Annotated in this window: 21 protein-coding genes and 1 pseudogene; 9 read left to right on the plus strand and 13 right to left on the minus strand. The window is 61.1% G+C overall.

What is annotated here, in order from left to right; genetic code table 11:
* Positions 1-38: 38 nt before the first annotated feature.
* From hisI to DM813_RS28870, 8 genes and pseudogenes are all read left to right on the plus strand, one after another.
* Positions 39-431, plus strand: coding sequence for a phosphoribosyl-AMP cyclohydrolase (gene hisI, locus DM813_RS01400; protein ID WP_128321661.1), 393 nt, complete (start codon positions 39-41; stop codon positions 429-431).
* A gap of 1 nt (position 432) precedes the next feature.
* Positions 433-768: a phosphoribosyl-ATP diphosphatase gene (locus DM813_RS01405; protein ID WP_128321662.1), complete on the plus strand. Its 336-nt coding sequence runs from the start codon at positions 433-435 to the stop codon at positions 766-768.
* Positions 769-793: 25 nt separating this feature from the next.
* A complete protein-coding gene (locus DM813_RS01410; RefSeq protein WP_128321663.1) occupies positions 794-1063 on the plus strand; it encodes a twin-arginine translocase TatA/TatE family subunit in 270 nt (89 codons plus the stop codon).
* 3 nt (positions 1064-1066) lie between these two features.
* A complete protein-coding gene (gene tatB / locus DM813_RS01415) occupies positions 1067-1447 on the plus strand; it encodes a Sec-independent protein translocase protein TatB (protein WP_128321664.1) in 381 nt (126 codons plus the stop codon).
* Positions 1444-2235, plus strand: coding sequence for a twin-arginine translocase subunit TatC (tatC, locus tag DM813_RS01420; protein ID WP_128321665.1), 792 nt, complete (start codon positions 1444-1446; stop codon positions 2233-2235). Before tatB ends, tatC begins: the two co-directional genes overlap by 4 nt.
* The gene (locus DM813_RS01425) at positions 2232-2939 is read left to right on the plus strand and encodes a 16S rRNA (uracil(1498)-N(3))-methyltransferase (protein WP_128321666.1); all 708 of its coding nucleotides are present in this window, start codon (positions 2232-2234) and stop codon (positions 2937-2939) included. Before tatC ends, DM813_RS01425 begins: the two co-directional genes overlap by 4 nt.
* Before the next feature lie 79 nt (positions 2940-3018).
* Positions 3019-4077, plus strand: a pseudogene (locus DM813_RS28865) (methyl-accepting chemotaxis protein); the annotation flags it as partial.
* Between the two features lie 144 nt (positions 4078-4221).
* Positions 4222-4935, plus strand: a complete 714-nt coding sequence (locus tag DM813_RS28870; protein WP_431311906.1) for a methyl-accepting chemotaxis protein — start codon at positions 4222-4224, stop codon at positions 4933-4935.
* A gap of 124 nt (positions 4936-5059) precedes the next feature.
* Here DM813_RS28870 and DM813_RS01435 read toward each other — a convergent pair whose 3' ends face one another.
* The 7 genes from DM813_RS01435 to pip form a co-directional block, all read right to left on the minus strand.
* On the minus strand, positions 5060-5794 hold the full coding sequence (locus DM813_RS01435; RefSeq protein ID WP_038616999.1) for an amino acid ABC transporter ATP-binding protein: 735 nt from the start codon (positions 5792-5794) through the stop codon (positions 5060-5062).
* The gene (locus DM813_RS01440; RefSeq protein ID WP_128321668.1) at positions 5787-6749 is read right to left on the minus strand and encodes an amino acid ABC transporter permease; all 963 of its coding nucleotides are present in this window, start codon (positions 6747-6749) and stop codon (positions 5787-5789) included. The genes DM813_RS01435 and DM813_RS01440 overlap by 8 nt, the downstream gene beginning before the upstream one ends.
* 76 nt (positions 6750-6825) lie before the next feature.
* Positions 6826-7629 carry a transporter substrate-binding domain-containing protein gene (locus tag DM813_RS01445; RefSeq protein ID WP_128321669.1) on the minus strand — a complete coding sequence of 268 codons (804 nt, stop codon included), beginning with the start codon at positions 7627-7629 and terminating at the stop codon, positions 6826-6828.
* A gap of 167 nt (positions 7630-7796) precedes the next feature.
* Positions 7797-10370: a glucans biosynthesis glucosyltransferase MdoH gene (gene mdoH / locus DM813_RS01450; protein ID WP_128321670.1), complete on the minus strand. Its 2574-nt coding sequence runs from the start codon at positions 10368-10370 to the stop codon at positions 7797-7799.
* Positions 10363-12078 carry a glucan biosynthesis protein G gene (locus DM813_RS01455; protein WP_206617349.1) on the minus strand — a complete coding sequence of 572 codons (1716 nt, stop codon included), beginning with the start codon at positions 12076-12078 and terminating at the stop codon, positions 10363-10365. Before DM813_RS01455 ends, mdoH begins: the two co-directional genes overlap by 8 nt.
* 261 nt (positions 12079-12339) lie before the next feature.
* Positions 12340-12777 carry a D-aminoacyl-tRNA deacylase gene (dtd, locus tag DM813_RS01460; protein ID WP_128321671.1) on the minus strand — a complete coding sequence of 146 codons (438 nt, stop codon included), beginning with the start codon at positions 12775-12777 and terminating at the stop codon, positions 12340-12342.
* Complete coding sequence (pip, locus tag DM813_RS01465) at positions 12774-13745, minus strand: prolyl aminopeptidase (RefSeq protein ID WP_128321672.1); 972 nt, start codon at positions 13743-13745, stop codon at positions 12774-12776. Before pip ends, dtd begins: the two co-directional genes overlap by 4 nt.
* A gap of 289 nt (positions 13746-14034) precedes the next feature.
* Here pip and DM813_RS01470 point away from each other — a divergent pair, with 289 nt between their 5' ends.
* Complete coding sequence (locus DM813_RS01470; protein WP_164897195.1) at positions 14035-19434, plus strand: dermonecrotic toxin domain-containing protein; 5400 nt, start codon at positions 14035-14037, stop codon at positions 19432-19434.
* A 6-nt stretch (positions 19435-19440) separates the two neighbouring features.
* Here the strand turns inward: DM813_RS01470 and hutG are convergent, their stop codons facing one another.
* Genes hutG through DM813_RS01500 form a run of 6 tightly spaced genes read right to left on the minus strand, consistent with a single transcriptional unit; the run spans position 19441 to position 26248 of the window.
* Positions 19441-20244 (minus strand): N-formylglutamate deformylase, encoded by an 804-nt coding sequence (gene hutG / locus DM813_RS01475; RefSeq protein WP_128321674.1) that lies wholly within the window; start codon positions 20242-20244, stop codon positions 19441-19443.
* Positions 20245-20254: 10 nt separating this feature from the next.
* The gene (gene hutI / locus DM813_RS01480; protein ID WP_128321675.1) at positions 20255-21460 is read right to left on the minus strand and encodes an imidazolonepropionase; all 1206 of its coding nucleotides are present in this window, start codon (positions 21458-21460) and stop codon (positions 20255-20257) included.
* 23 nt (positions 21461-21483) lie between these two features.
* Positions 21484-23016, minus strand: coding sequence for a histidine ammonia-lyase (hutH, locus tag DM813_RS01485; protein ID WP_128321676.1), 1533 nt, complete (start codon positions 23014-23016; stop codon positions 21484-21486).
* Between the two features lie 21 nt (positions 23017-23037).
* Positions 23038-24561, minus strand: a complete 1524-nt coding sequence (locus tag DM813_RS01490) for an HAL/PAL/TAL family ammonia-lyase (protein WP_128322133.1) — start codon at positions 24559-24561, stop codon at positions 23038-23040.
* Between the two features lie 8 nt (positions 24562-24569).
* A complete protein-coding gene (locus DM813_RS01495) occupies positions 24570-25400 on the minus strand; it encodes a quaternary amine ABC transporter ATP-binding protein (RefSeq protein ID WP_128321677.1) in 831 nt (276 codons plus the stop codon).
* Positions 25397-26248, minus strand: coding sequence for an ABC transporter permease (locus DM813_RS01500; protein WP_128321678.1), 852 nt, complete (start codon positions 26246-26248; stop codon positions 25397-25399). The genes DM813_RS01495 and DM813_RS01500 overlap by 4 nt, the downstream gene beginning before the upstream one ends.
* Positions 26249-26272 lie beyond the last annotated feature (24 nt).

Raw genomic sequence — 26272 nt, forward strand, 5'->3', positions numbered from 1 at the left:
GTCGGCAGAGGATCGGGCCACGAGTTTTGGAGTTGTGCATGAAAGACTGGCTGGACGAGATCAACTGGAACAGCGATGGCCTGGTACCGGCCATCGCCCAGGACCACAAGACCGGGCGTGTGCTGATGATGGCCTGGATGAACCGCGAAGCGCTGGCGCTGACCGCCGCCGAGCAGCGGGCCATCTACTGGTCGCGTTCGCGTGGCAAACTGTGGCGTAAAGGTGAGGAATCCGGGCACGTGCAGAAACTGCATGAAATGCGCCTGGACTGCGATGCCGACGTGATCATCCTGATGGTCGAGCAACTGGGCCATATCGCCTGCCATACCGGTCGCGAGAGCTGCTTCTACCGCGTTTACGAAAACGCCGAGTGGAAAACCGTCGACCCGGTTCTCAAAGACCCCAATGCCATCTACAACGCAGGACACTGACATGAGCGACACCCTGACCCGCCTGGCCGAAGTGCTGGAAGCGCGCAAAGGCGCCGAGCCTGACAGTTCCTATGTAGCTAGTCTGTATCACAAGGGCCTGAACAAGATTCTGGAAAAGCTCGGCGAAGAGTCGATCGAGACCATCATCGCAGCCAAAGACGCTGCCAACAGCGGCGATTACAGCGATGTAATCTACGAAACCGCCGATCTGTGGTTCCATAGTCTGGTCATGCTTGCCCAACTGGGTCAGCATCCGCAGGCTGTACTCGATGAGCTGGACCGCCGGTTCGGCCTGTCTGGACATGCCGAGAAAGCAGCGCGTCAACCGTCGGCCTAACTGAATTATTTCGAGGGATTGCACCATGGGTATTTTTGACTGGAAACACTGGATCGTCCTGCTGGTCGTGGTGGTACTGGTGTTCGGTACCAAGAAGTTGAAAAACTTCGGCAGCGATCTGGGCGAATCGATCAAGGGCTTTCGCAAGGCCATGAACGAAGAAGAATCCAAGCCTGCCGAACAGACCCCACCGCCGGTGCAAACTGCCCAACCGCAGGCTTCTTCGCCGCTGAACCAGCCACAGACCATCGACGGCCAGGCGCACAAGGTCGAAGAGCCCATCAGGAAAGATTGATCAATGTTCGGGATCAGCTTCAGCGAACTGTTGCTTGTGGGCCTGGTGGCCCTGCTGGTGCTCGGCCCCGAGCGTTTGCCGGGGGCTGCGCGCACGGCCGGGTTGTGGATCGGCCGCCTCAAACGCAGCTTCAATGCGATCAAGCAGGAAGTCGAGCGCGAGATTGGCGCTGATGACATCCGCCGCCAGTTGCACAACGAGCACATCCTCTCGATGGAGCAGGAAGCGCGCAAGATCCTCAACCCGCAGAGCGTGACGCCTGAGCCACCTGCCACGCCGGTTGCCAGCCAAGACGCCGTGGTAGCACCGCCAGCAGCCAGCACCGACTCCTCACCGGTCGCCAGCGCCACCCCCGAACCGACACAGCCGCCGCGAGCCCCATGAGCGATATTCCGGAAAACGACCAGCCGATGCCGCTGGTTTCGCACCTCACCGAGTTGCGCACTCGCCTGCTGCGCTGTGTCGCGGCCATCTTTCTGATCTTTGCCGGGCTGTTTTCATTCGCACAGCAGATCTACACCCTGGTCTCGGCGCCGTTGCGTGCGCACTTGCCGGCCAACGCAACGATGATTGCCACCGACGTGGCCTCGCCGTTCCTGACGCCGTTCAAGCTGACCATGATCGTCTCGCTGTTCCTGGCCATTCCGCTGATCCTCCAGCAGATCTGGGGCTTCATTGCCCCGGGCCTGTACCGCCACGAAAAGCGCATTGCGATTCCGCTGCTGATCTCCAGCATCATCCTGTTCTATGCCGGGATGGCGTTTGCCTACTTCCTGGTGTTTCCGCTGATTTTCGGGTTTTTCGCCAGTGCCACCCCTGAAGGGGTGTCGATGATGACGGACATTGCCAGTTACCTGGACTTCGTCATGACCCTGTTCTTCGCCTTCGGCGTGGCCTTCGAGATCCCGGTGGCGGTGGTCCTGCTGGTATGGATTGGCGTCGTTGACGTCAAATACCTGAAGAAGATCCGTCCTTACGTGATCATCGGCTGCTTTGTGGTCGGCATGGTCCTGACCCCCCCGGATATCTTCTCGCAGACCTTGCTGGCCGTGCCCATGTGGCTGCTGTTCGAGATAGGCGTGCTGTTTGGCGGGCTGATCCGCAAACGCAGCGAACATCGCGACGACACTGCCGACGATCATAACGACCAGCCGCCAGCGACCCAGCCGTGAACCTGCTGTTACTCGAAGAAGCCGACTTCATCGCGGCCGATCGCGTCATTCTCGCCGATCGGCGCTTTACCCACATGCAGGAGATCCACCGCGTTGCGGTAGGCGACAGCCTGCGCGTCGGCCGCATCGGCGGGCTGATGGGTGAAGCCCGCGTCGAACGCCTGGAAGGCCATGAAGCAGAGCTCTCGGTCAGCTTCGACCGCGAGCCGCCGGCCAAACTGCCGCTGACCCTGGTACTGGCCCTGCCACGCCCGAAAATGCTGCGCCGGGTCTTCCAGACGGTTGCCACCATGGGCGTACCGAAGCTGATTCTGGTCAACAGCTACCGGGTCGAGAAAAGCTTCTGGCAAACCCCCTTTCTTGAGCCTGAAGCAATCCGCGAACAGTTGATCCTGGGCCTGGAACAAACTCGCGACACCCGCCTGCCCGAGGTCATCATCGAGAAGCGCTTCAAGCCGTTCGTCGAAGACCGCCTGCCGGCCATCACCCACGGCACGCTTGGCCTGGTGGGCCACCCGGGTCCTTTCCCGCCCTGTCCGCGTGGACTCGACGAACCGGTCACCCTGGCCATTGGCCCGGAAGGCGGCTGGATTCCCTATGAGATTGATTTGCTGGGTAAGGCTGGCTTGGCTCCGGTGCAACTGGGCGAGCGCATCCTGCGTGTAGAAACGGCGGTCACAGCCCTGCTCGCTCGCCTGTTCTGACTTCAGTTTCGCCGCGCAAGGCCGATGCATTGGTATCAAAACAATTCATCGCCTCTGCTGATCGCACTGGAGTTCCACCATGTATCAATGGTTAGCCCTGCACCTGGGTCACGTGAGCGTCAATCGTAAACTCGGTATCGGCTTCGGCCTGGTCCTGCTGCTGACCCTGAGCATCACCCTGACCGGCTGGCAGGGGGTCAACGGTGTAACGTCCCGCGGCGACACCCTAGGCGGCGTCTCTCAGGTGCTGCAGGCGACGCTTGAGCTGCGCGTCGCCCGGCAGAACTTCCAGATCAAGGGTGACGAAAGCGCGCAGCAGACCCTCAACAACGCCCTGACAGGGCTGGATCGCCAACTGCAGCAGGTCCAACAGCGCATCACCCGCCCTGAAGATCATCGGCGTATCGAGCAACAGATTGATGCGTTACGTCAGTACCGTCAGGCCCTCGACACTGCCGAAAAAGCGAGCCAGCAGCGCGAAGCAAGCCGGGCTGTACTTGGCAGCAGTGCTGACGAAGCCGTAGCGCTGATTACCGAGGTCGAGCAACAGCTGCTGAACGGCAGCGATCTGAACCTGTTCAACAGCGTGATCGGCGCCAGCAAACTGCTGCAGCAGGCGCGCTTCCAGGTGCGCGGTTACACCTACAGCGGCAAGCCGGAATTCCACTCGTCTGCCCTGCAAGCGATCGATCTGGCGTCATCGCAACTGAAAACACTCGCCGAGGTGCTGCCAGCGAATTACAGCGGCAACTTCCACCAGGCCACACGTGCCCTCGACAACTACCGCGGGGCCGTCGAGCAATTCGCCGCCGCACAATCGATCATCGAGCAGGCAACCCAATTGATGGCGGCCCAGGGGCAGATCCTCATTGACCAGAGCCAGCAACTGACGCTCACCCTGACCCAACTGCGTGACGAAGAATCGCAGCACGCCAAATCGATGCTCACCCTGGCCACGGCCCTGGCCCTGCTGTTCGGCCTGCTGTCCGCCTGGGCCATTACCCGCCAGATCGTCATCCCCCTGCGCCAGACCCTCAGCGCTGCAGACCGGGTTGCCAGTGGCGACCTGCGCCAGGACCTGAACGCCGAGCGGCGCGACGAACTGGGCCAACTGCAGCGCAGCATGCAGTGCATGACCGTCAGCCTGCGCGAGTTGATCGGCGGCATTGGCGATGGCGTCACACAGATTGCCAGCGCCGCAGAAGAGCTGTCAGCCGTGACCGAGCAGACCAGCGCCGGGGTCAACAATCAGAAGGTCGAGACCGATCAGGTGGCCACCGCCATGAACGAGATGGCCGCCACGGTGCAGGAAGTCGCGCGCAACGCTGAGGAAGCCTCTGAAGCGGCGCTGGCGGCGGATCAGCAGGCCCGCGAAGGCGATCGGGTGGTGGGCGAAGCCATCGCCCAGATCGAGCGTCTGGCCAACGAAATGAATCATTCCAGCGCAGCCATGGGTCACCTCAAGAGCGAGAGCGACAAGATTGGCAGCGTGCTGGATGTGATCAAGTCGGTCGCCCAACAAACCAACCTGCTGGCCTTGAACGCGGCCATCGAGGCTGCGCGCGCTGGCGAGGCTGGCCGCGGTTTTGCCGTGGTTGCCGACGAAGTGCGCAGCCTGGCGCAGCGCACCCAGCAGTCAACCGAAGAAATCGAGGCGCTGATTGCCGGTTTGCAAAGTGGCACCCAGCAGGTTGCCAGTACCCTGGATGCCAGCCGCAACCTGACCGACAACAGCGTCGAGCTGACCCGTCGCGCTGGCGCATCGCTGGAGACCATCACCCGCACGGTGTCCTCGATTCAGGCGATGAACCAGCAAATTGCTGCTGCGGCAGAACAACAAAGCGCCGTGGCCGAAGAGATCAACCGGAGCGTGATGAACGTGCGCGACGTTTCGGACCAAACCTCCGCTGCCAGCGAAGAAACCGCAGCCTCCAGCGTCGAGCTGGCACGCCTGGGTACCCATCTTCAGGGCCTGGTTGGCAAATTCCAGCTTTAAGGCCATCGCGATCTTTGTAGGAGCCTGTGATCGAGCGCGCAGCGCTCGCAAACTCTGTCAGCCAATACGGCCCTCAGGGCTGCGGCGCAGCCCATCGCAGGCTACGCCAGCTCCTACAGGCGCTCTAGAGCACCTGGCGCAGGAACGCCTGGGCGCGCAGGTCCTTGGGCGAGGTGAAGAACGCCTCGGGCGGCGAGTCTTCCAGCAGCTTGCCATGGTCGAAAAACAACACACGGTCCGCCACTTCCCGGGCAAAGCCCATTTCATGCGTGACACACACCATGGTCATGCCTTCCAGCGCCAGGGTCTTCATGACGTCAAGCACTTCACCGACCATTTCCGGGTCAAGCGCCGAAGTCGGCTCATCGAACAGCATGACCTTCGGGTCCATCGCCAGCGCACGGGCAATGGCCACCCGTTGCTGCTGGCCACCGGACAGGCGCGACGGGTACTCGTTGGCTTTCTGGCCGATGCCGACCTTTTCCAGCAACGCCCGCGCCTTGGCCTCACGCTCAGCCTTGCCACGCTTGCGCACGACCTTCTGTGCCAGGCACAGGTTCTCGAGCACGGTCATGTGCGGGAACAGGTTGAAATGCTGGAACACCATACCGACTTCACGGCGATAGGCATTGACGTCGGTCTTCGGGTCAGCCAGTTGCAGGCCGTCGATGGCCACGGTGCCCTCATCGAAGGACTCCAGGCCGTTGAGGCAGCGCAGGAAGGTCGACTTCCCCGATCCCGAAGGGCCGAGCACTACCAATACCTCACCCTTGGCTACGTTGGTGCTGACGTGATCGACGGCACGCACCACCTGGCCGCGGGTGTCGAAGACTTTTACCAGGTCACGGACTTCAATCACTTTGCGCAAGCCTCCGCTCAAGCCGGCTGGCCATGTGCGACAGCGGCAGGTTGATCAACAGGTACAGGCCGGCGACACAGAACCAGATCTCGAACGTCGAGAACGACGTGGTGATTGCTTCGCGCCCGCTTTTGGTCAGTTCGGTAATGGCGATTACCGAGACCAGCGAGGTGTCCTTGACCAGGCTGATGAACTGCCCGGCCAGCGGTGGCAGTACACGCTTGAACGCTTGCGGCAGGACCACATGGCGCATCGACTGGCCGGCACTCAAACCCAGCGAGCGGGCCGCTTCGCCCTGCCCTTTGGCAATCGACTGGACACCGGCACGCACAATTTCAGCCACGTAGGCACCGGTAAACAGCGCCAGCGCCGCAACACCGGCGAATTCACGGGACAGGTTGAGCACCGTGCCAATGAAGAAATAGAAGATGAAGATCTGTACCAGCAGCGGCGTGCCGCGCACCAGTTCGACATACACGGTGGACAGATCGCGCAGTGTGGGGTTGTTCGACAGCCGGCATAGCCCGGCAAACAGCCCGATCACCAGGCCCAGTACACCAGAGGCCACCGAAATCCAGACGGTGGTCCACAAACCCCAGGCCAAGGGTCCCGCAGCCCAGTGATGCGTGACACCGATCAGGTCGCCTTCGGCCACGTCGTCGCCACGCGACAGCTGCACACTGCCCTGCTCGACTTCGAACACCTGTTCAGCGCCGCTTTCATCACGGACGGTGACATTCGCCATCGCACCGTTGGCGGTGATCGATTCGACAGTACCGTTATCGGCGGCGCGCTGAGCGACTTCTGCCTGATAGGCAAAGTACTGCGGTACCCGATTCCAGCTCCATTCGTAGGAGATCAGCGAGGTTGCGTAGTACAGGCTCAACGCCAGGCCCACCAGGACCAGCGCGGTAAGCCCGTGCCAGGGCCACTGGGCTTTCTTGTGTTTGATCACTTGAGGGTACTTCCGTAAAAGCGAACGCGCAGGGCCAGCCTGCGCGTCGGGTTTCAAACCAGGGTAGGCCCTGGCCTTATTCCATGTCCTTCAGCCAGGCGGTGTCCTTGAACCACTTGTCGTGGATTCGATCGTAGGTACCGTCGTGCTTGATCTGGTGCAGGAAGTTGTTGATGAAGTTCAGGCTGTCGTAGTCGCCTTTCTTCAGGCCGAAGGCCAGCGGTTCGAAGGTGAACGGCTTGTCGAGGAACAGCAGCTTGCCGGCACCGGCCTTGTTCACCGCAACCACGTTGTACGGGGCGTCGTAGACGAAGGCGTCCGCCTTGCCGTTGACCACGTCCATGACCGCTTCCTGTTCGTTGTCGTAGCCATGGTACTTGGCTTTGCCGATCAGCTTCTTGGCAACCAGCTCGCCGGTGGTGCCGAGCTTGGAAGTCAGGCGGTATTTTTCGTTGTTCAGGTCTTTATAGGACTTGATCTCGCCCGCCAGCTCCTTGCGGATCAACAGGGTCTGGCCGACAACAATGAAGGGTTCGCTGAAGTTGAGCTTCAGGTTGCGTTCCTGGGTCAGGGTCATGCCGCTGCTGATGATGTCGAACTTGTCAGTCATCAGGGCCGGGATGATGCCGTCATAGGAGGTGGAGACCATCTCCAGCTTGACGCCCATGGACTTGGACATGGCCTTGAGGATATCGACTTCGAAACCGACGATCTCGCCGCGCTTGTTGGTCATCTGAAATGGCATGTAGGTAGGGTCCATGCCCGCACGCAGGGTGCCACGCTTGACCGCGTCGTCGATAGCGCCGGCCGCCTGGGCGGCATTGACCGCAACCAATGCAGTGACGCCGACCAGCAACATCGACAGGTATTTTTTGAACATCACCAGATCCCCCAGCAAGAAGACTCGAATTTTATTGTTGGCACCAACCGTCCTACAGACGGGTGCGAAATATTCGGAAGGGATGCTAACGCATGGGCGGCGTTGTTGGTATCAGAAAAAGGCAGGGGGAAGCCATTGCGGGGCGAGTCGACTCGCCCCGCAATCAGTCAGGCACTGGCCAACGAAGGCTGCGCCACGGGCTCCGGGTGCAGTGGCAACAACGGCGAGTGCGGGTCATTGGCGATCGAGCGCCGCCAGACACCCAGCCAGGCATCGTTCTGCTCGCTCCAGACACGGCTGTGCAGACGCGCCAGGGCCACCGGATCACTCAGCAGGGCCAGGCGTGTAGCACCGTCCAGGCCCGCCGGACCGACTTCAAGCGCCTTGCCGATACGCTCGGCACGCAGCGACTCGATTGGCGCTGCAACACCATGACGGGCCGTTGCCAGGGCACAGGCCAGCGCGTTCTGCTGCGGATCGACCACGGCCCGGACGAAACCGTCATGCAGGGCATGCCAGCGGTTTTCGTGGGTGTAGCGATCGGTTGCCAGCAGTTCTTGTGGCGTGGCGTATTCTTCGGGGATCAGGAACAGGCTCTCGTCCCGGGCACGCAAGCCCAGGTGCACGCGACTGGAGATCACCGACACCGGGATCGACAGCATCAGCGAGCCAACGATCGGCACCAGCCACCACAGGAAGCTTGGGTTCAACCAGGCCACCAGCAACGCCCAGGCCACACCCAGCAAGGTCTGAGGACCATGACGGCGCACCGCTTCGCTCCACGGCGTGGAGTCGTCGTCACGCTGCGGCGAGTTCCAGGTTGCCGCCCAGCCAAGGAACGCAGCCAGCACAAAACGGGTGTGGAAGATCATCCGCACCGGCGCCAGGAGCATGGAGAACAGCATCTCCAGCAACATCGACAGGGTCACTTTGAAGCGCCCGCCGAACTCTTTCGCGCCCTTGGCCCAGATCAGGATGACACTGAGCAGCTTGGGCAGGAACAGCAGCACGATGGTGGTGGAGAACAGCGCGATGGCTTTTTCCGGATGCCACTGCGGCCACAACGGGTACAGCTGGCGTGGCTCGAGGAAGTACTGCGGCTCCATCAAGGTGTTGGTCGCCAGCAACGCGGTCGACAGCACCAGGAAGAAGAACCACAACGGCGCCGACAGGTACGACATCACCCCGGTGAGGAACACCGCACGGTGCACCGGGTGCATGCCTTTGACCAGGAACAGGCGGAAGTTCATCAGGTTGCCGTGGCACCAACGCCGGTCGCGCTTGAGCTCGTCCAGCAGGTTCGGCGGCAGTTCTTCGTAACTGCCCGGCAGGTCGTAGGCAATCCACACGCCCCAACCGGCACGACGCATCAGCGCCGCTTCAACGAAGTCATGCGAGAGGATTGCACCGGCGAACGCGCCCTTGCCCGGCAACGGCGCCAGGGCACAGTGCTCGATAAAGGGTTTCATGCGGATGATTGCGTTGTGCCCCCAGTAGTGCGACTCGCCCAGCTGCCAGAAGTGCAGGCCGGCGGTGAACAGCGGACCGTAGACGCGGGTCGCAAACTGCTGCATGCGCGCATACAGGGTATCCATGCCCGACGCTTTAGGCGCGGTCTGGATGATCCCGGCATCAGGGTTGGCTTCCATCAGCCGCACCAGGCTGGTCAGGCATTCGCCGCTCATCACGCTGTCGGCGTCGAGGACCACCATGTAGCGGTACTCGCTGCCCCAGCGACGGCAGAAGTCGTCGAGGTTACCGCTCTTGCGCTTCACACGGCGACGGCGGCGACGGTAGAAGATCCGCCCGAAGCCTTTGGCCTCGCGGCAGACTTCCAGCCAGGCCTGTTGTTCGGCCACGGCAATGTCGGTGTCATTGGTGTCGCTGAGCACGAAGAAGTCGAAGCGGTCCAGGTCGCCAGTGGCGGCCACCGACTCGAAAGTCGCTCGCAAGCCCGCGAACACCCGCGGCACATCTTCGTTGCAGATCGGCATGACCAGCGCAGTACGGGCACCCGGCTCGATCGGTTCGTTACCGGCACTGCTGCCGGAAATGCGGTATTTGTCGCGGCCGGTCAACAGCTCGAGAAAGCCCATCAACGCGGTCCAGAAACCCGCCGAGACCCAACAGAAGAGGATGCCGAACAGAATCAGGATGCTGGTCTGCAACGCATACGGCCAGACCTGCGTAGCGGTCTGCCACAGCGATTGCTGCATGATTTCGTCGAGTTCGACGAACGACCAGCCCTGATACGGCAGGATGCCTTTCATGTACCAGCCGGCAACGATGGTTTGCCCCAGCATCAAGGCCAGCAGAATGTAGCGGCGCATCGAGCCGACCCAGCGCCAGCGCGCCTTCGGCAGTTCACGCTTGGCCGGTGCCGGCGCGTTGGTACGCCCGGTCAGCCGGCGCCAGGCGCGAATCAGGATATTGGTGCGCCATGGCTCGGGGATCACCCGGGTACGCTGGATCGGCGGCGTGGCCTTGAGGCACAGCCGACCGCTGGCATCGACACCGAGCATCTCGGCGTCTTCCATGTCTGCAGCACCGCCCAGCGTCAGGCGCTCGCCTACCGAAGCCTGGACGGCCTCGGCATCGAATACACTCGGTTTGCTGGACAAGCGTTGGTGCAATTCACTGAACGAGTTGCAACTGGCAAGTTCTGCCCGCTGCTCATCGCTCAGTGGTAGGTGGGCCAGGTACTCGCCAAGCGATTCTGGCCGTAGTTGAGAGTTACTCATCGGCAGGCAACTGATAGCTCCAGGTCTCGGTCAGCACCTGTTCGGTGGTGGCCGGTGCCCCGGTGGTGGACGCCGCATCGGCGGCAGGTTGCTCGGCAGGCTTCTCGGCCTTGGCTGCTTTGGCGGCTGCCTTGTCCTGTTTGGCCGGTTTTGCTGGCTTGGCAGGTTCGACCGGAACATCACGCAGCAGTGCTGCACGCATTTCCACGTTCTTGCTCGGGTCTTTGACCTTCAACCGCAGGGTCAGGCGCCAGCCTTTGATTTCCGGGTTGTAGCGCAGGTTATTCTCGACCAGTTCAGCGTTGTCGTCGACGCTCACCTGACTACGGACCGCCGTGTCTTCTGGCAGTTTAGCCAGCGCCGGGCCTTCGAAATCGACCAGAAAGGCCAGGCTGCCGTCTGGCTGACGGATCAGGTTGGACTGTTTGACGTCACCGGTCGAACGCAGGGTCTGCTTGACCCAGCCCAGGTTCGGCGAATGGAAGTCGGATTCATCGATGGTCCAGTGCAGGCGGTACGCGTACTCGAACGGCGTGCCAGGCTCCGGCAGCTTTTCCGGGCTCCAGAACGCAACGATGTTGTCGTTGGTTTCGTCGGCCGTCGGAATTTCGACCAGGTCGACCGTGCCCTTGCCCCAGTCGCCGACAGGTTCAATCCAGGCACTTGGGCGTTTCTGATAGTTGTCATCGAGGTCTTCGAACTGGCTGAACTCGCGCTGACGCTGCAGCAAACCAAAACCACGCGGGTTCTCGACGCTGAAGTTGCTCACGGCCAGGTGTTTCGGGTTGTTCAGTGGGCGCCACAGCCACTCGCCATTGCCGGCATGGATCGACAGGCCTTCGGAGTCGTGCAGTGCCGGACGATAGTTGAGCACTTTCGATGGCTGGTTGCCGCCGAACAGGAACATGCTGGTCAGCGGGGCAATGCCAAGGCGGCTGACGTGATCACGCAGGAACACCTTGGACTTGACGTCGACAATGGTGTCGCTGCCAGGGCGCAGGGTCAGCTTGTAGGCACCGGTGGAGCGCGGCGAGTCGAGCAGCGCATAGATCACCAGGTGCTTGTCGGCCGGCTTGGGCTTCTCGATCCAGAACTCGGTAAACCGCGGGAACTCTTCGCCGGACGGCAGTGCGGTGTCGATGGCCAGGCCGCGGGCGGACAGGCCGTACACATGCCCCTTGCCCACTACACGGAAGTAGCTGGCGCCCAGCAGGGTCATGATTTCATCCTGCTTGTCGGCCTTGTTGATCGGGTACAGGACGCGGAACCCGGCGTAGCCGAGGTTCTCGGTGGCCTTGGGATCAAACTGCACGCTGCCGAAATCAAAGCGGTTCGGGTCGTACTTGATTTCTTCAACCGAGGTAGCGGTGACCTCGTTGATTTTCACCGGGGTGTCGAAATGCATGCCCTGATGATAGAAGGACAGCTTGAACGGGGTCTTGTCGTTGGCCCATTCGGCTTTTTCCGTCAAGAAGCGAATCTGCTGGTAGTCCCCGTATTTCATGTCACGGAAGACGGCCGGCAAGTTGCTTTTCGGCGCTTCGTATTTCTGCCCGGCAAGATCCTTTGCCTTGGCGGCAACATCGTCAAGGTTGAACGCCCAGAGCTGGCCTGCAGCGAGCAGGCTGACCAGTGTTGCGCCTGCCAACAAGGCCGAGCGCAGCCGATTGCCGGGAGTTCTTGGTGCATTACAGGGACTTACAATCACGAGCAACCCTCGCCGAAAACAGATCAAAAAACCAACGGCCAGCGACAAATGCCAGGTTGGCGAGCACTGTTCGGACTCCGAAAGGGCGCAATGATTCCCCAAACGGTTCCAGACAGGCTCAAGTCAGAGTGAAACGAACCCACGAACGCAGGTCCACATAGCGCGCGATTATCCAGCAGGGCGCGTTACAACGCATCAGGGCAAATGAACTATTTCTGCTCCAAACCCCCTTGTTTTCCTACAAACAGGGGTTTTTTGCCCTCATATTTGTAACATAAATGTTACGGGGCCATCATTGACCAGGTGCACTTGCATGTCAGCACCAAACTGACCGCTGGCAACGGTAGCGTGCAGTTCCTCTGCCCGCCCTAATAGATAGTCGAAAAGCTCCGCCCCGAGGGCCGGTGGCGCCGCCGTGGAAAAGCTTGGGCGCAGGCCGCTCTGGGTGTCGGCAGCCAGGGTGAACTGCGACACCAGCAGCAAGCCACCGCCAATATCCTTGAGCGACAGGTTCATTTTCCCTTGAGGATCGCTGAACACCCGATAATTGAGCAGTTTGTGCAGCAATTTGTCGGCATGGGCGCGGGTGTCGTCGGGTTCGACCGCCACCAGCACCAGCAGCCCCTGGTCGATGGCGCCGACGGTCTGACCGTCGACATCCACCCGTGCACCGCGCACGCGTTGAAGCAGCCCCTTCATGCTTCTTCCAGCGGCAAGTCGAGCAGGCGACGGGCCATCTGGTCGGCGGCACGCACCAGGGCGTCAGTGATACCGGGCTCGGAAGCGGCATGGCCGGCATCGCGAATCACCTTCAGTTCACTGTTCGGCCAGGCCTGGTGCAGTTCCCAGGCGTTGTCCAGCGGGCAGATCACGTCGTAGCGGCCATGCACAATGACTGCAGGCAGGTGGGCGATCTTCGGCATGTCACGGATCAGCTGATCCGGCTCAAGGAAGGCATTGTTGGTGAAGTAATGGCATTCGATACGGGCGATCGACAAGGCGCGTTGAGGCTCGGAGAAGCGATCCACCACCAGCGGGTTTGGCCGCAACGTGGCGGTGCGCCCTTCCCAGGTTGACCAGGCCTTGGCGGCATGCATCTGGGCAATCTGGTCGGTACCGGTCAAACGTTTGTGGAAGGCTTTGACCAGGTCACCACGCTCTTCTGCCGGAATCGGCGCAATGTAGTCCTGCCAGTAGTCAGGGAACAGGCGGCTGGCGCCGGCCTGGTAGAACCACTCGATTTCTTGCGGGCGGCAGAGAAAAATACCGCGCAGGATCAGCCCGTGGACACGCTCGGGATGGGTCTGGGCATAGGCCAGCGCCAGGGTCGAACCCCAGGAGCCGCCGAACAGCACCCATTTTTCGATGCCCAGGTGCTTGCGGATTCGTTCCAGGTCTTCGACCAGGTGCCAGGTGGTGTTGTTCTCCAGGCTCGCGTGGGGCGTGGAGCGACCGCAGCCGCGCTGGTCGAAAGTGATGATGCGGTACAGGTTGGGATCGAAGTAGCAACGGCTCTGGGCATCGCAGCCCGCGCCCGGACCACCGTGGATGAACACCACCGGCAGACCTTCCGGCGAACCGCTCTCATCGACATACAGCACATGCGGCGCTTCGACGGCCAGATCGTGCCGGGCGTAGGGTTTGATCTGCGGGTACAGGGTCTGCATTGCGCACTCCGTGTGGGAATTATTCTGCCGTTGGGCATCATAAACCTGAATTGTGCTTTGAGCATGTTCTCGTAGCTTCGAACGTCAACGATCGACGGTCCACCGAGCGTAAATATCTACCACATGCGCCCTGCTCGCTTGAACATAGTCGTTGAGCCTCTCACTCAGCATAGGGCTCATCATGACCTTGGAAAAAAACACCAACATCCCGTATGCACTGATTAACGGGAAAATCCCCAACTGGTTAAAAAGCGCGCCTTCATCGACTCATGACCTGTTGAAACAGGTCATGAGCACTCGTGCAGCGACGCTGGGACAGGCTTGCCTGGCTCAACCCGCCATTGCCAAGGCACTGGCAACCGAGCACGCGCACCTGCAGGCAGCCATGGCCGAGGTACAGGCCCTGTATCACGCCTTGCCAAACCTGGAGGCATTCGCAAGAGAACAGTTGAACACTGCCATCAAGGAAACCTTCGGCGTCGAAGTGGACATCAACAACAACTACCTGCTGGATGTCAGGCAACTCGACAATCAGCCAGGACAGGATGTTGAGGCCTACAAGCACGCCCCCCGTTCGCTACTGGAAAGTGCGTTGCGAAATTTCGAAGCCGGGGCAGCCAAGCCCGGTGGAATGGACAATGACAATGCCCTGCTCAAGAAATCGGTGATTCTCGACCACAAAGGGTTCATGGGCACAGTACCCATCTCCAATACCCTCGACATGGCACCCGAACGGTTTGCCCGCATGTGCCGTGAACTGGATATCGGTGGCCAATACCAGGCAAAACTACACGCCATTTACTACAGCGACATCAAGACCGGCGCGAGCAACCAGGCGACCTTCGGGAAAATTGCCGAACTCGAACGCTGCACGTTCACGCAAAGCCTGCACCTTGCCCGGCTCCAGAATGACATCAGCCAGAGCTTCTACGTGGCTGCCCTGGCGCTACCTCTGGAAGTGCCGACACAATCCTCCACCCTGACATTCAGTGTTATCTCGCTATGGGATGTGCCACTGACCCGCATGCGCCTGTTCGACTACAGAGCAACCAATGGGGAACACTCGGTGGCGCTCTACATTCCCGGCGACCCCGAGACACCACTCCGGGAGTTCACATCGCTGACGGAAAGCGAACAATGGCTACGTGACCGCTTGCTCGGTGACATCAGATACCTCGACAACTGCATGAAGGAGCGCGACAAGGCCCATCTGCAGGCCAAGTTGCTGGACCGGCTGATGCCGTTGACGCTGACGCTGAAGGGCACGCATGAACGCGCCGCAGATCCACACGCAAAGTTGCACCTGCAAACACACCAGTTGAGTGGCTCGCTGTTGCAGGGGCTGGTCACGGAAAAAGTCTTCCGCCATGAAGAAGACGCCGCGTTCCACGCCATACCTACAACCCTCATCGATACCATCACTGCGGTTAATTACCGCGAGCACTTGCTGCAAAAGGCCCTGACCACACTCAATATCGCCGGCTTTTTCATACCGGCGGTCGGCGAGGTCATGCTGGGTATATGTGCACTGCAACTGGCTTACGAGGTCTATGAGGGCATTGAAAGCTGGGCCCACGACGATCAGCAACAGGCTTACCAGTACATGCTGGACGTGGTGAAAAACGTCGCGGAGATGGCCGCCTTCACTCTGGCCATCAAAGCGGTCGGGGGCGGCCTGGGTGCTGCAGCCGATGGATCGAACAAGCCAGTGCCTTTACCTGAACCCATGCCAGTGGAGACGCCGTCATTCATCGAGGAGCTCGAAGATGTGGAACTGCCGGATGGCCAGGCCAGGCTCTGGCGAGCTGACCTCGAGCCCTATGCCCAGTCCATCGACATTCCCGACACGCTGCCGCAAGACAACCGCGGGCTGCGTCATCACCAGGGCAAAATCTGGCTGAAACTGGACGGCCAGGTTTACTCGATCGTGCGCTCAGCGCAGGCCGATAGTTACCACATCGAACACCCTACCCGGGTGAAGGCCTACCAACCTCCGCTGCGCCACAATGGCGCCGACACCTGGTTGCACCCGCTGGATCGCCCCGAGCAATGGCAGGAGGTCGAACTGTTGCGTCGTTCGGGTGCTCGCAACGCAGAGCTCGACGAACACACCGTGCGCAACATTCTGCGGGTCAGCAATATAGAAGAGGATGTACTACGCCAAGTGCTCTGCGACAACCAGCGCCTGCCCGGCCAACTACAAGACACGCTTGCCCGCTTCGACCTGTATCGCAAGATCGAACAGGCAAGCCCGATGGCAGAGCCGGGGTCGGTCCACACCGACTTCCAGCAGCAATACCGAAGCCTGCCCGCAAGTCAGTCACCGGGCGCCGAGATGATCTACAGGCGCTATCCGCAGCTCCCTACCCCGGTGACAGAAGAACTGCTCCAGCATACGACCGCTAACGAGCTGGACGAACTGAGTAACGGCAAGGTTCCCAGGCGCCTGGCCGCTGAGGTACGCCTGCTCCAGCAGCAAATCAGGCTCAACCGGGCTTATGAAGGGTTGTACCTGAACCAGTTGCGCAGCTGGGACACCGATCGACTGGTGCTCCACACCCTTGACCAATTACCCGGCTGGCCAGCGGAGCTTGGCATCACCGTGGAACAGCGCATGTATTCGCCCCAGCAAAGTGCCCGCATCGGCCCCGATGCTCCGGGGGGGCCAACAATCATCAGTGCTCAAGCCGGCTATATACTGATGCGTAGCGAAACCTCCGATGCACCACTGAACGCCCACGCCTCGTTGCACGGTGCCCTGTTCGAAGCACTCAGCGAATCACAACGTATGGCGCTGGGGGTCGACGATGAGCTGGCACTCAAAGCATTGATTCTGCAAACCGACCTGCTGCCACGCCCAGCGCTTAGGCAGATACTGGGCATGCAGCCGGTGGAACCCGATTTCCGCTCGCCCATGCGCCTGGCCGACGGGCGTATCGGCTATCCCTTGGGCGGCATTCGCCCGCGCGTCACCAGCATCTCACGGCAAACGCTGCTCGCCAGGATCAGGCAGGTCGGTCTGTACGCCCCCACGCCACGTCCTGCCGAGCAGACCCTGGCAGCACTGGAAAGCCGCAACCTCGATCGCAACGCAATAAACGAACTGCTCGACAATCTTCTGGAGCAACGCAGCCAATTGCTGTCTAGCCTGAGCAGTTGGCGGCAGATGGCGGCTGTGCTGCCTAGCTACAGCGCCAACGGCTTCGAACAAATGGCGAACACCATCACGCAGCATTGGTATGATCGCGCCTTTGCAGTAAACGGCAACGTGGCTACACCCTTGCGCCTGGAGCGATTGTCCCTGCTGGACTTTCCCCTTGAGTTGCCGACTTTCTTCACCGCAAACGTCACCGACTTGCAACTGCTCGAGACCCAGCCTGAGCGTTATGAAAACGTGCGCGAGCACACACCACGCCTGAACAGCCTGCTGCGGCAATTCGCCAACCTGAGAACGCTGGAAATCAGCCGCGCCTACCAGCAAGACGCATCACCTTCGCCGTTCCAGTTCAGTTTGCCGTTGATCGCAGAGCGCTTGCCCTCGCTGCAATCGCTCAGCCTGACGCACCAGAACATTCAGATTTCCACGTCGGATATCGACAGCCTCGCCAGCCTGCCCGACCTGCGCCACCTGGACCTCAGCGGAAATCGCTTATCTGAAGACTACCCGCCCAACTTCAGTGACTTGAGGCTGACATATCTGGGCCTGGACAACATGCAACTGCAACACTGGCCGGACGGGCTCGGCTACAGCACCGCATTGCGCATGCAACAGATTTCCCTGCGCAACAACCAGATCACGCTACTGCCCCACTTCTTGCTGGAGAGCAGCTTCGGCGTCACCGAACATCCTCAGCTCTTCCTGCAAGGCAACGCCATCAGCCATGAACACATGCTCTCGGTGATGCTCAACCAGGACGGCTTTGGATCGCGGTTCGAATGGGACCAGCCCGATGCTTTCCGTGAGCGCCTGCGTCAGCAACTGGGACTGCGCCAACAGCTGCACGATCTGCTCGACAACTACGTCAATGCTTCTTCCTCGACTGCGGTAGTCAGCCAGGCGGTGCTGGCTGGCAGGATGCGCATCGCTACGGCGTTGCGGCAGTTCTGGAGTGGCCAGGAGTCCAGCCAGCTCAGCCTTCCACTGCGTCTCACAGGCGTTACCCTGGACTTATTTCCGACTCGACTACCCACGTTCTTCACTGAACGCGTACTCAACCTCAGCCTCGACAACATCGGCGGCACCACTGCACAACTGCAAGATCTGCTCAGTCGTTTCCCTCGCCTGACCCGCCTGACCCTGGATACTTTTGTACGGGCGCAACAAGACCTGCCGATGGCGCTGCAGCAATCTTCGCAACTTAGCTATCTGGCACTGCGCAATGTAGGGCTGGAGATCGATCAAAACTTCATGGAGGCTCTGGCGCCACTGCATAGGCTCGAAGTACTGGACCTCAGCAACAACCGCGCCGGCACCATCGTCAATGCCCCGCGCATGCTGTCGCTGCGACGCCTGGACCTCAACGGGATGGGCCTCGAGCATTGGCCGGCCTGGGTCGACCGCCTGTTACCGCTGGAGATGCTGGACCTCAGCGATAATCAACTAAGGGAGCTACCGCCCCACATCCTGGGAAACCTCGATAACAATGTGCTCATCAGCACGATTGGCCTGCACGGTAATCCATTGGCGGAGAATGTGGTTCACCGTGCACGTGCGACATCGGAGAGCCAGAGCAGCTTCATACTGAGGTTCGATGCCCCTGACGAATGGGACGAAAACCTGCTTAACGAGTTTCTCAACGACCCTGCTAGTCTGCTCATCAACGATGAACCCATGGTCACAGACTGGCTCCTGGCTTCGGAGGCAGAGAACGAAGCCATGCGCGACATCTGGGAGCAGCTTCAAGCATCGGGCGACGCCCAGGACCTGCTTGCCCTGGTGGGCCGGTTGAAAAATACATCCACCTACCGGAACAGCGACACCCGCGTGGAAATCTGCAAGCGGGTGCGCATCGTGCTAGTCAGGGCATTGCTCGCCCCGGACGAACGGGCGCTATTCAATGTCCAAGCCCGCGAAGCCTTGACCCAGGAAGACGGCAGCCATACTTGCCATGACGGCGCGATGTTGACCTTCAAGAATATCGAGTTCTACATTGCCAGCGAACACTTGCAATTCGACGGTGCGGACAACGAAGCCAACCTGTACCGTGAACTGCGCCGCCTGTATCGCGTGCACACGGTAGATGAGCTGGCCACGCGGGAAGCCGGCGGCCGGGATGTAGCCGAGGTGCGCCTGACCTACCTGCGTGAACTGAATGGACCACTGCAACTTGGCCAACCCGTGGACAGGCTGCTCTATGCGATCAACCCCAGTATCGAGGAACTGATAGATGCAGAGCTGCAGGTTCAGCGTGGCGAGCTCGGCGAGGATTTCGTGCGTTTTGCCGCCGCCAACGAAGTGTGGGTCCAGCATTTGCGCCAGGCCCACGCTGAGCGCTTCGCGCAGATTGAAAGCAGCTACCGGGACCAGGTGAATGATCTGACCGAGCGCTATCCGGGACGATCTCTCGATGAACTGACTGAAGAGTTCAACGCCCTGAAGCGAAGCCAGCAGGCCCGCGAATCACACCTGATCCGCGAACTCACCGCCTTTGCCGACCCTGATCGCAGGCCACGCTCTTCGAGCGAATAATCCAGCTTAACGCCCGTAGTGCTCACGGCCCCATGCCAAGGTCGTTTCAAGCAGCTTGCGCAGCACCTTCTGGGTGTTCTGCGCAAGTTGCTCGCGATAGGCAAAGGGCTCGAGTTCTTCCATATAGGTACTTTGCGCAAGCTCCAGTTGCACAGCGTGGATATTCTGCCCCGGTTGGCCATAGTGGCGGGTGATGTGCCCGCCCTTGAAACGCCCGTTCAGCACGTGGCTGAAACCCGCCGCCGCGGCGCAAACGCCCTGCAGTTGCTCAGCCAGTTGTGCATCACAGCTGGCGCCATTGAAGGTGCCAAGGTTGAAATCCGGCAGCTTTCCGTCAAACAAATGCGGAATCTGCGAACGGATCGAATGGGCATCCCACAGCAACGCATAGCCGAACTGCTCGCGCAGGCGCTGCAGTTCGTTGCGCAGAGTGTCGTGATAAGGTCGCCAGATCTGTTCCAGGTAGGTGGCGCGGTCATCTGCCGAAGGCACTTGCCCCTCCTTGAACAGGGCCTCGCCTTCGAACAGGGTGGCCGGGTACAGGCCCGTCGTCGCCCCGGCGTACAATGGCTTGTCGTCCTCCGGCCGGTTCAGGTCGATGACAAACCGCGAGTACTCGGCGGCGACGATACTGGCCCCCAGTTCACGGGCAAAATCGTACAACCGGGGAATGTGCCAGTCGGTGTCCGGCAGGCTTTCCGCCTGCGCCACCAGGCCATGCCTGACCGCCGGGGTCAATCGTAGGCCGGCATGCGGCATGCTGATCAGCAACGGCACGCTGCCTTGATGAAAACTCAGTACCTTGTCCATTTGCCCTCCTTCAATTGAACAGTTCGCGGCCAAGGCGCACGACCCGTTTGGGCAGGTCGCCGCCGAGCCAGTAGCACAGGTCTGCCGGGCGTTCGATCTGCCAGGCGACGAAGTCTGCGACCTTGCCCACTTCCAGCGAGCCATGGCTGCTACCCAGTCCCAGCGCCGTAGCGGCATGCTGGGTGACGCCCGCCAGCGCCTCTTCCGGGGTCATGCGGAACAGCGTGCACGCCATATTGAGCATCAGTCGCAGCGAAAGCGCCGGCGAGGTGCCGGGGTTAAGGTCACTGGCAATGGCGATCTTCACCCCGTGCTTGCGCAGGGCGTCCATGGGTGGCAATTGGGTTTCACGCAGAAAATAGAAAGCGCCCGGCAACAGCACCGCAACGGTGCCCGCCGCCGCCATGGCAATGGCGTCTTCTTCAGTCATGAATTCCAGATGATCGGCCGACAACGCCTGGTACCGTGCCGCCAGGCTTGACCCGCCCAGCGACGACAGCTGCTCGGCATGCAGCTTGACCGGCAACCGCAGTTCGCGAGCCTTGATGAACACCCGCTCGACCTGAGCCGGGGAAAATGCCAGGTACTCGCAGAAGGCGTCGACGGCGTCGACCAGGCCTTCGGCCGCCAGCGCCGGCAGCATCTCATCACAGATGTGGCTGATGTAGTCGTCGGCGCGGTCCTTGTATTCGGGTGGCAAGGCATGCGCCGCCAGGCAGGTACTGCGTACCGTCAGCGGTAGCTCTTCACCCAGACGGCGGATCACTTTGAGCAGTTTGCGCTCACTGGCAAGGTCCAGGCCGTAGCCTGATTTGATCTCCATGCTGGTGACGCCATCGCGCATCAGTGCCTGCACGCGTTGGCGAGCACTGGCGAACAGTTCATCTTCACTGGCCGCACGCGTCGCCCGCACCGTGCTGGCAATGCCACCGCCCTGGGCGGCAATCTCGGCATAGCTGACCCCTTGCAGGCGCTGCTCGAACTCGCCACTGCGATTGCCACCGAACACCGCATGAGTATGGCAGTCGATCAGTCCCGGCGTGACCCAGGCACCGCCCAGGTCGACGGTTCGGTCCGCGCTAAGGGGCGGCAGCTCCTGACGTGGTCCGATCCACTCGATATGGCCGGCGCTGGTGATCATCGCGGCATCCTCGATGATCGAGTAAGTACCGTGCGCCATGCTCGCCACATGGCAATGCTGCCAGAGGGTTTTCATGAAATATCTCCGTTTGTAGTCCGTTACAGGCTCGGCAGAATGCCCGCCAACAACAGTCCGCTCAGCTTGCCCTCAGCCAGCAGCGCACTGGCCACTTCGATGTCTGGCGAGAAGAACCGGTCGCGGTCGTAATGCGCGACTTCCTTGCGCAAGATCTGACGTGCCTGTTCCAGCTTGACCGAGGTCTTCAGGCCCTCGCGCAGGTCCAGGCCCTGGCACGCCCCCAGCCATTCGATGGCCAGCACGCCACGGGTGTTCTCGGCCATCTCCCACAGCCGTTTGCCAGCAGCCGGTGCCATCGACACATGGTCTTCCTGGTTGGCCGAGGTCGGCAGGCTGTCCACGCTGTGCGGATGTGACAGCGCCTTGTTCTCGCTGGCCAGCGCCGCTGCGGTGACTTGGGCAATCATGAAGCCCGAGTTGACTCCGCCATTTTCCACAAGGAATGGCGGCAGTTGGGACATGTGCTTGTCCATCATCAACGAGATGCGGCGCTCGCTCAGCGAACCGATTTCAGCGATGGCCAAGGCCATGTTGTCAGCGGCCATGGCCACGGGTTCTGCGTGAAAGTTGCCACCGGAAATCACGTCGCCTTCGCTGGCAAACACCAACGGGTTGTCGGATACCGCGTTGGCTTCGACCGCCAGCACTTCGGCAGCCTGGCGCAATTGGGTCAGGCAAGCGCCCATGACCTGTGGTTGGCAGCGTAGCGAATACGGATCTTGAACTTTGCCGCAGTTTTCGTGGGAGGCCGAAATTTCACTGCCTTCGCCGAGCAGGTCGCGGTAACAGGCAGCCGAATCGATCTGCCCACGCTGGCCGCGCGCCGCATGAATGCGGGCGTCAAACGGCGAGCGCGACCCGAGCACGGCTTCGACCGTCAGCGCACCGATCGAGGTAGCCGCGGCGAACAGGTCCTCGCCCTCAAACAGGCCGCGCAGCGCATAGGCGGTGGACGCCTGGGTACCATTGAGCAGGGCCAGGCCTTCTTTGGCCGCCAGGGTCAGCGGCTCAAGGCCTGCAGCCGCCAGGGCTTCAGGAGCCGACAGCCACTGCCCCTGGTACCGCGCCTTGCCCTCGCCGAGCAGAACCAGCGACATGTGCGCCAGCGGTGCCAGGTCGCCGGATGCACCCACCGAGCCTTTCAGCGGAATGTGCGGGTATACCTCGGCGTTGACCAGGGCGATCAGGGCATCAATGACCTTGCGGCGGATGCCGGAGAAACCACGGCTGAGACTGTTGATCTTCAGCACCATGATCAGCCGCACCATGGCATCGTCCAGCGGTGCACCGATACCGGCGGCGTGTGACAGCACCAGTGAGCGCTGCAGGTTTTCCAGGTCGTGGCTGGCAATGCGGGTCGAGGCCAGCAGACCAAAACCGGTGTTGATGCCGTAGGCGGTGCGGTTTTCTGCGAGGATCTGCTCGACGCAGGCGACACTGGCGTCAATCGCCGCGCCCGCACTGGAGTCCAGGGTCAGCTGCACCGGTTGGCGATAGATCTCGCGCAGCTGTGCCAGGGTCAACTGCCCAGGCACCAGATTGAATGTATTCATGACCTTACTCCTTGTAGTTGTTCAATGCAGGGCCGGCAGCACGCGCTGCAGCAACCGGGGTTGTCTGAGCAGCTCGGCGGCACGGGCAATATCCGGCGCCAGCCAGCGGTCTTCGAGGTAGGCCGGCACGTGCTCGCGCAGCAGGTGCCAGGCGGCGCCGGTGCCCGAACCGAAACCCTGTTCCTTGAGGAATTCGAAGGCCTGGGCGGCCAGCAGGTACTCGATCGCCAGAATCTGTGTGCAATTTTCCAGCACCTTGTGCAGTTTCAGCGCCGCGTTGGTGCCCAGGCTCAGGTGGTCTTCCTGCAGGCCGGAGGTCACATAGTTGTCGAGCACCGCAGGTTGTGCCAGCTGACGGTTTTCCGCGCACAGCGAGGCGGCGACGTACTGGGTGATCATCATTCCCGAGTTGACCCCGGGGTTGCTCACCAGGAAGGCAGGCAAACCACTGACATGCGGATTGACCAGGCGGTCCAGGCGACGCTCGGCAATCGAGCCGATTTCTGCCATGGCAATGGCCAGCAGGTCGGCAGCCAGGGCCACGGACTGGCCGTGAGGGTTGGCCTGGGACATCACCCGGAAGTTATCCACAGTGCCCAGCAGCAGCGGGTTGTCGTTGGCGCCATTGAGCTCGCACTCGATCTGGCGGGCGGCATGCACCAGCTGATCGCGGGACGCGCCGTGCACCTGCGGAATCGAACGGATGCTCAACGCATCCTGAGTGCGAATGCCTTTGCTCGAAGCAATCACTTCACTGCCGTCGAGCAAAGCACGCAGATTCGCACCGACCCGTTGCATACCTGGGTGCGGCTTGAGCGCAATGATCTCGGCATCGAATGCATCGATCTGGCCGCGCTGAGCTTCAAAACTCATGGCCGAAATCACGTCGGCCCATTGCAACAGGCGCGTGGCGTCATCCAGGGCCAGGCAGCCGAGGCCGGTCATGCAAGGCGTACCGTTGACCAGGCAGAGCCCGTCCTTGGCGCCCAGCTTCACTGGTGACAGGCCTTCTTCGGCCAAGGCTTGCGCCGCCTCGACGATCTGCCCGCGGTAGCTGACCTTGCCGATGCCCAGCAGGCAGATGCCGACATGGGCCATGTGGGTCAGATAACCCACCGAGCCCTGAGCCGGAACCTGCGGGGTGATACCGCGTTCGAGCAGCGCCAGCAGCGCCTCGACCACACTGCGTTGCAGGCCTGACTTGCCGTGGCTGTAGTTGACGATGGCCGCGCAGATGATCGCCCGGGTCTGCTCGTCCGCCAGCGCCGGGCCGACCCCGCAGGCATGGCTGAGCAAGGTATTGCGCGACAGCTGGCTCAGCTGTTCGCCTTCCAGCGACACATTGCACAGCGCGCCAAGACCGGTGTTGACCCCATAGGCACGCTCGCGGCTCTGCACAATGCGTTGCACGATGGCCTGGGCGTTTTCGATACGCGCCCAGGCTTGCGCCGACAGCTCCAGGTGTGCGCCATGGTGCGCTACCGCGACGACGTCCTGCCAACGCACCGGGGCGTCCGTGATGACGACAGTTTCAGCTTTCAACAGGTTGGCCCTCACACAGTTGCCGCACGGCGTTGGACAAACCGGTCGACGTACTCGTCGGCCGGCGAATGGAGAATCTCTTTCGGTGTGCCCACCTGGATCAGACGGCCGTCCTTGAGGATCGCAATGCGATTACCGATACGCACCGCCTCATCGAGGTCATGGGTGATGAACACAATGGTCTTGTGCAGGGTTTTCTGCAGCTCCAGCAACTGGTCCTGCATCTCGGCGCGGATCAGCGGATCCAGGGCACTGAAGGCTTCGTCCATGAGGATGATGTCGGTGTCTGCCGCCAGCGCCCGCGCCAGGCCGACACGCTGGCGCATGCCGCCGGAGAGCTGATGCGGATAAGACTTTTCGTAGCCCTTCAGGCCCACGGTGTTGATCCAGTGCAACGCGCGCTCGTTGCACAGCTGCTTGCTCTCGCCACGCACTTTCAGGCCATAGGCAACGTTGTCCAGCACGGTCTTGTGCGGCAGCAGGCCGAAGCTCTGGAACACCATGCTGATCTTGCGGCGACGGAATTGGCGCAAGGCCTCCATGTCGTACTTCAGAATGTCTTCGCCATCGACCAGGATCGCCCCGCTGGTAGGGTCGATCAGGCGGTTGAAGTGCCGGACCAGCGTCGACTTGCCTGATCCGGACAGGCCCATGATGACGAAAATCTCGCCGCTGCCGATCGACAGCGACAGGTCATTGACCCCCACCACACAGCCGGTCTCGGCCAGCACCTGCTCTTTGCTGCGCTGCTGACGAATCAATTGCAGGGCGTCCTCGGCGCGCGCGCCGAAGATCTTGAAGACATTCTTCACTTCGATCTTGTTCATCGCCTGCGTGCTCATTTGCTCACCTCATGCCGTGGACGGCCATAGGCTTGAGTAATACGGTCGATCACCACCGCCAGAATCACGATCGCCAGGCCCGCTTCCAGACCGCGACCGACGTTGAGCGTCTGGATTCCCACCAGCACATCTTCACCCAGGCCACGGGCACCGATCATCGAGGCGATCACTACCATCGACAACGCCATCATGGTGGTCTGGTTGATGCCGGCCATGATGCTCGGCAGGGCCAGCGGCAATTGCACGCCGAACAGTTGCTGCCAGCGGTTGGCACCGAAGGCATTGATCGCTTCCATGACCTCGCCGTCGACCTGACGGATACCCAGGTCGGTGAGACGGATCAGCGGCGGCGCAGCGTAGATCACAGTGGCGAAGATCGCCGGTACCTTGCCCAGGCCGAACAGCATCAGCACCGGTATCAGGTACACAAAACTGGGCATGGTCTGCATGATGTCCAGTAGCGGCATCAGCACCGCGCGCAGGCGGTTGCTGCGCGCCGACAGTATCCCCAGGGGAATGCCGACCAGTACCGATATCAGCGTGGCCACCAGCATCAGCGCCAGGGTTTGCATCAGCTTGTCCCACAACCCGACGGCGCCCACCAGAAACAGCAGGCCGACAATCACCACTGTCGGCAGCACACGCCGCGTGGCGTGCCAGGCAATCGCCCCGACCACGGCCAGCATCAACCACCAGGGCGTGGCACGCAGCAGACCTTCAAGGTTGACGATCGCCCACAGCAGGGTGTCGGAAATGTGCCGGAACACATCGCCGTAGTTTGTCACCAGCGCATCGACCCAGCCATTGACCCAGTCGGCGATGGAGAAGGTAAAGTTTTCGGGAAACATAGGGTTCACTCGTCAGGTCGAAGT

This window comes from Pseudomonas alkylphenolica (assembly GCF_004025535.1).
In the GTDB taxonomy this organism is placed as follows: Bacteria; Pseudomonadota; Gammaproteobacteria; order Pseudomonadales; family Pseudomonadaceae; genus Aquipseudomonas; species Aquipseudomonas alkylphenolica_A.

What these genes read in the sequence shown, in the direction of transcription:
- hisI (WP_128321661.1), top strand. Translation starts at nt 39, where the DNA reads ATGAAAGACTGGCTGGACGAGATCAACTGGAACAGCGATGGCCTGGTA.
- DM813_RS01405 (WP_128321662.1), top strand. Translation starts at nt 433, where the DNA reads ATGAGCGACACCCTGACCCGCCTGGCCGAAGTGCTGGAAGCGCGCAAA.
- DM813_RS01410 (WP_128321663.1), top strand. Translation starts at nt 794, where the DNA reads ATGGGTATTTTTGACTGGAAACACTGGATCGTCCTGCTGGTCGTGGTG.
- tatB (WP_128321664.1), top strand. Translation starts at nt 1,067, where the DNA reads ATGTTCGGGATCAGCTTCAGCGAACTGTTGCTTGTGGGCCTGGTGGCC.
- tatC (WP_128321665.1), top strand. Translation starts at nt 1,444, where the DNA reads ATGAGCGATATTCCGGAAAACGACCAGCCGATGCCGCTGGTTTCGCAC.
- DM813_RS28870 (WP_431311906.1), top strand. Translation starts at nt 4,222, where the DNA reads ATGAACGAGATGGCCGCCACGGTGCAGGAAGTCGCGCGCAACGCTGAG.
- DM813_RS01445 (WP_128321669.1), bottom strand. Translation starts at nt 7,629, where the DNA reads ATGTTCAAAAAATACCTGTCGATGTTGCTGGTCGGCGTCACTGCATTG.
- mdoH (WP_128321670.1), bottom strand. Translation starts at nt 10,370, where the DNA reads ATGAGTAACTCTCAACTACGGCCAGAATCGCTTGGCGAGTACCTGGCC.
- dtd (WP_128321671.1), bottom strand. Translation starts at nt 12,777, where the DNA reads ATGAAGGGGCTGCTTCAACGCGTGCGCGGTGCACGGGTGGATGTCGAC.
- pip (WP_128321672.1), bottom strand. Translation starts at nt 13,745, where the DNA reads ATGCAGACCCTGTACCCGCAGATCAAACCCTACGCCCGGCACGATCTG.
- DM813_RS01470 (WP_164897195.1), top strand. Translation starts at nt 14,035, where the DNA reads ATGAGCACTCGTGCAGCGACGCTGGGACAGGCTTGCCTGGCTCAACCC.
- hutG (WP_128321674.1), bottom strand. Translation starts at nt 20,244, where the DNA reads ATGGACAAGGTACTGAGTTTTCATCAAGGCAGCGTGCCGTTGCTGATC.
- hutI (WP_128321675.1), bottom strand. Translation starts at nt 21,460, where the DNA reads ATGAAAACCCTCTGGCAGCATTGCCATGTGGCGAGCATGGCGCACGGT.
- hutH (WP_128321676.1), bottom strand. Translation starts at nt 23,016, where the DNA reads ATGAATACATTCAATCTGGTGCCTGGGCAGTTGACCCTGGCACAGCTG.
- DM813_RS01495 (WP_128321677.1), bottom strand. Translation starts at nt 25,400, where the DNA reads ATGAGCACGCAGGCGATGAACAAGATCGAAGTGAAGAATGTCTTCAAG.
- DM813_RS01500 (WP_128321678.1), bottom strand. Translation starts at nt 26,248, where the DNA reads ATGTTTCCCGAAAACTTTACCTTCTCCATCGCCGACTGGGTCAATGGC.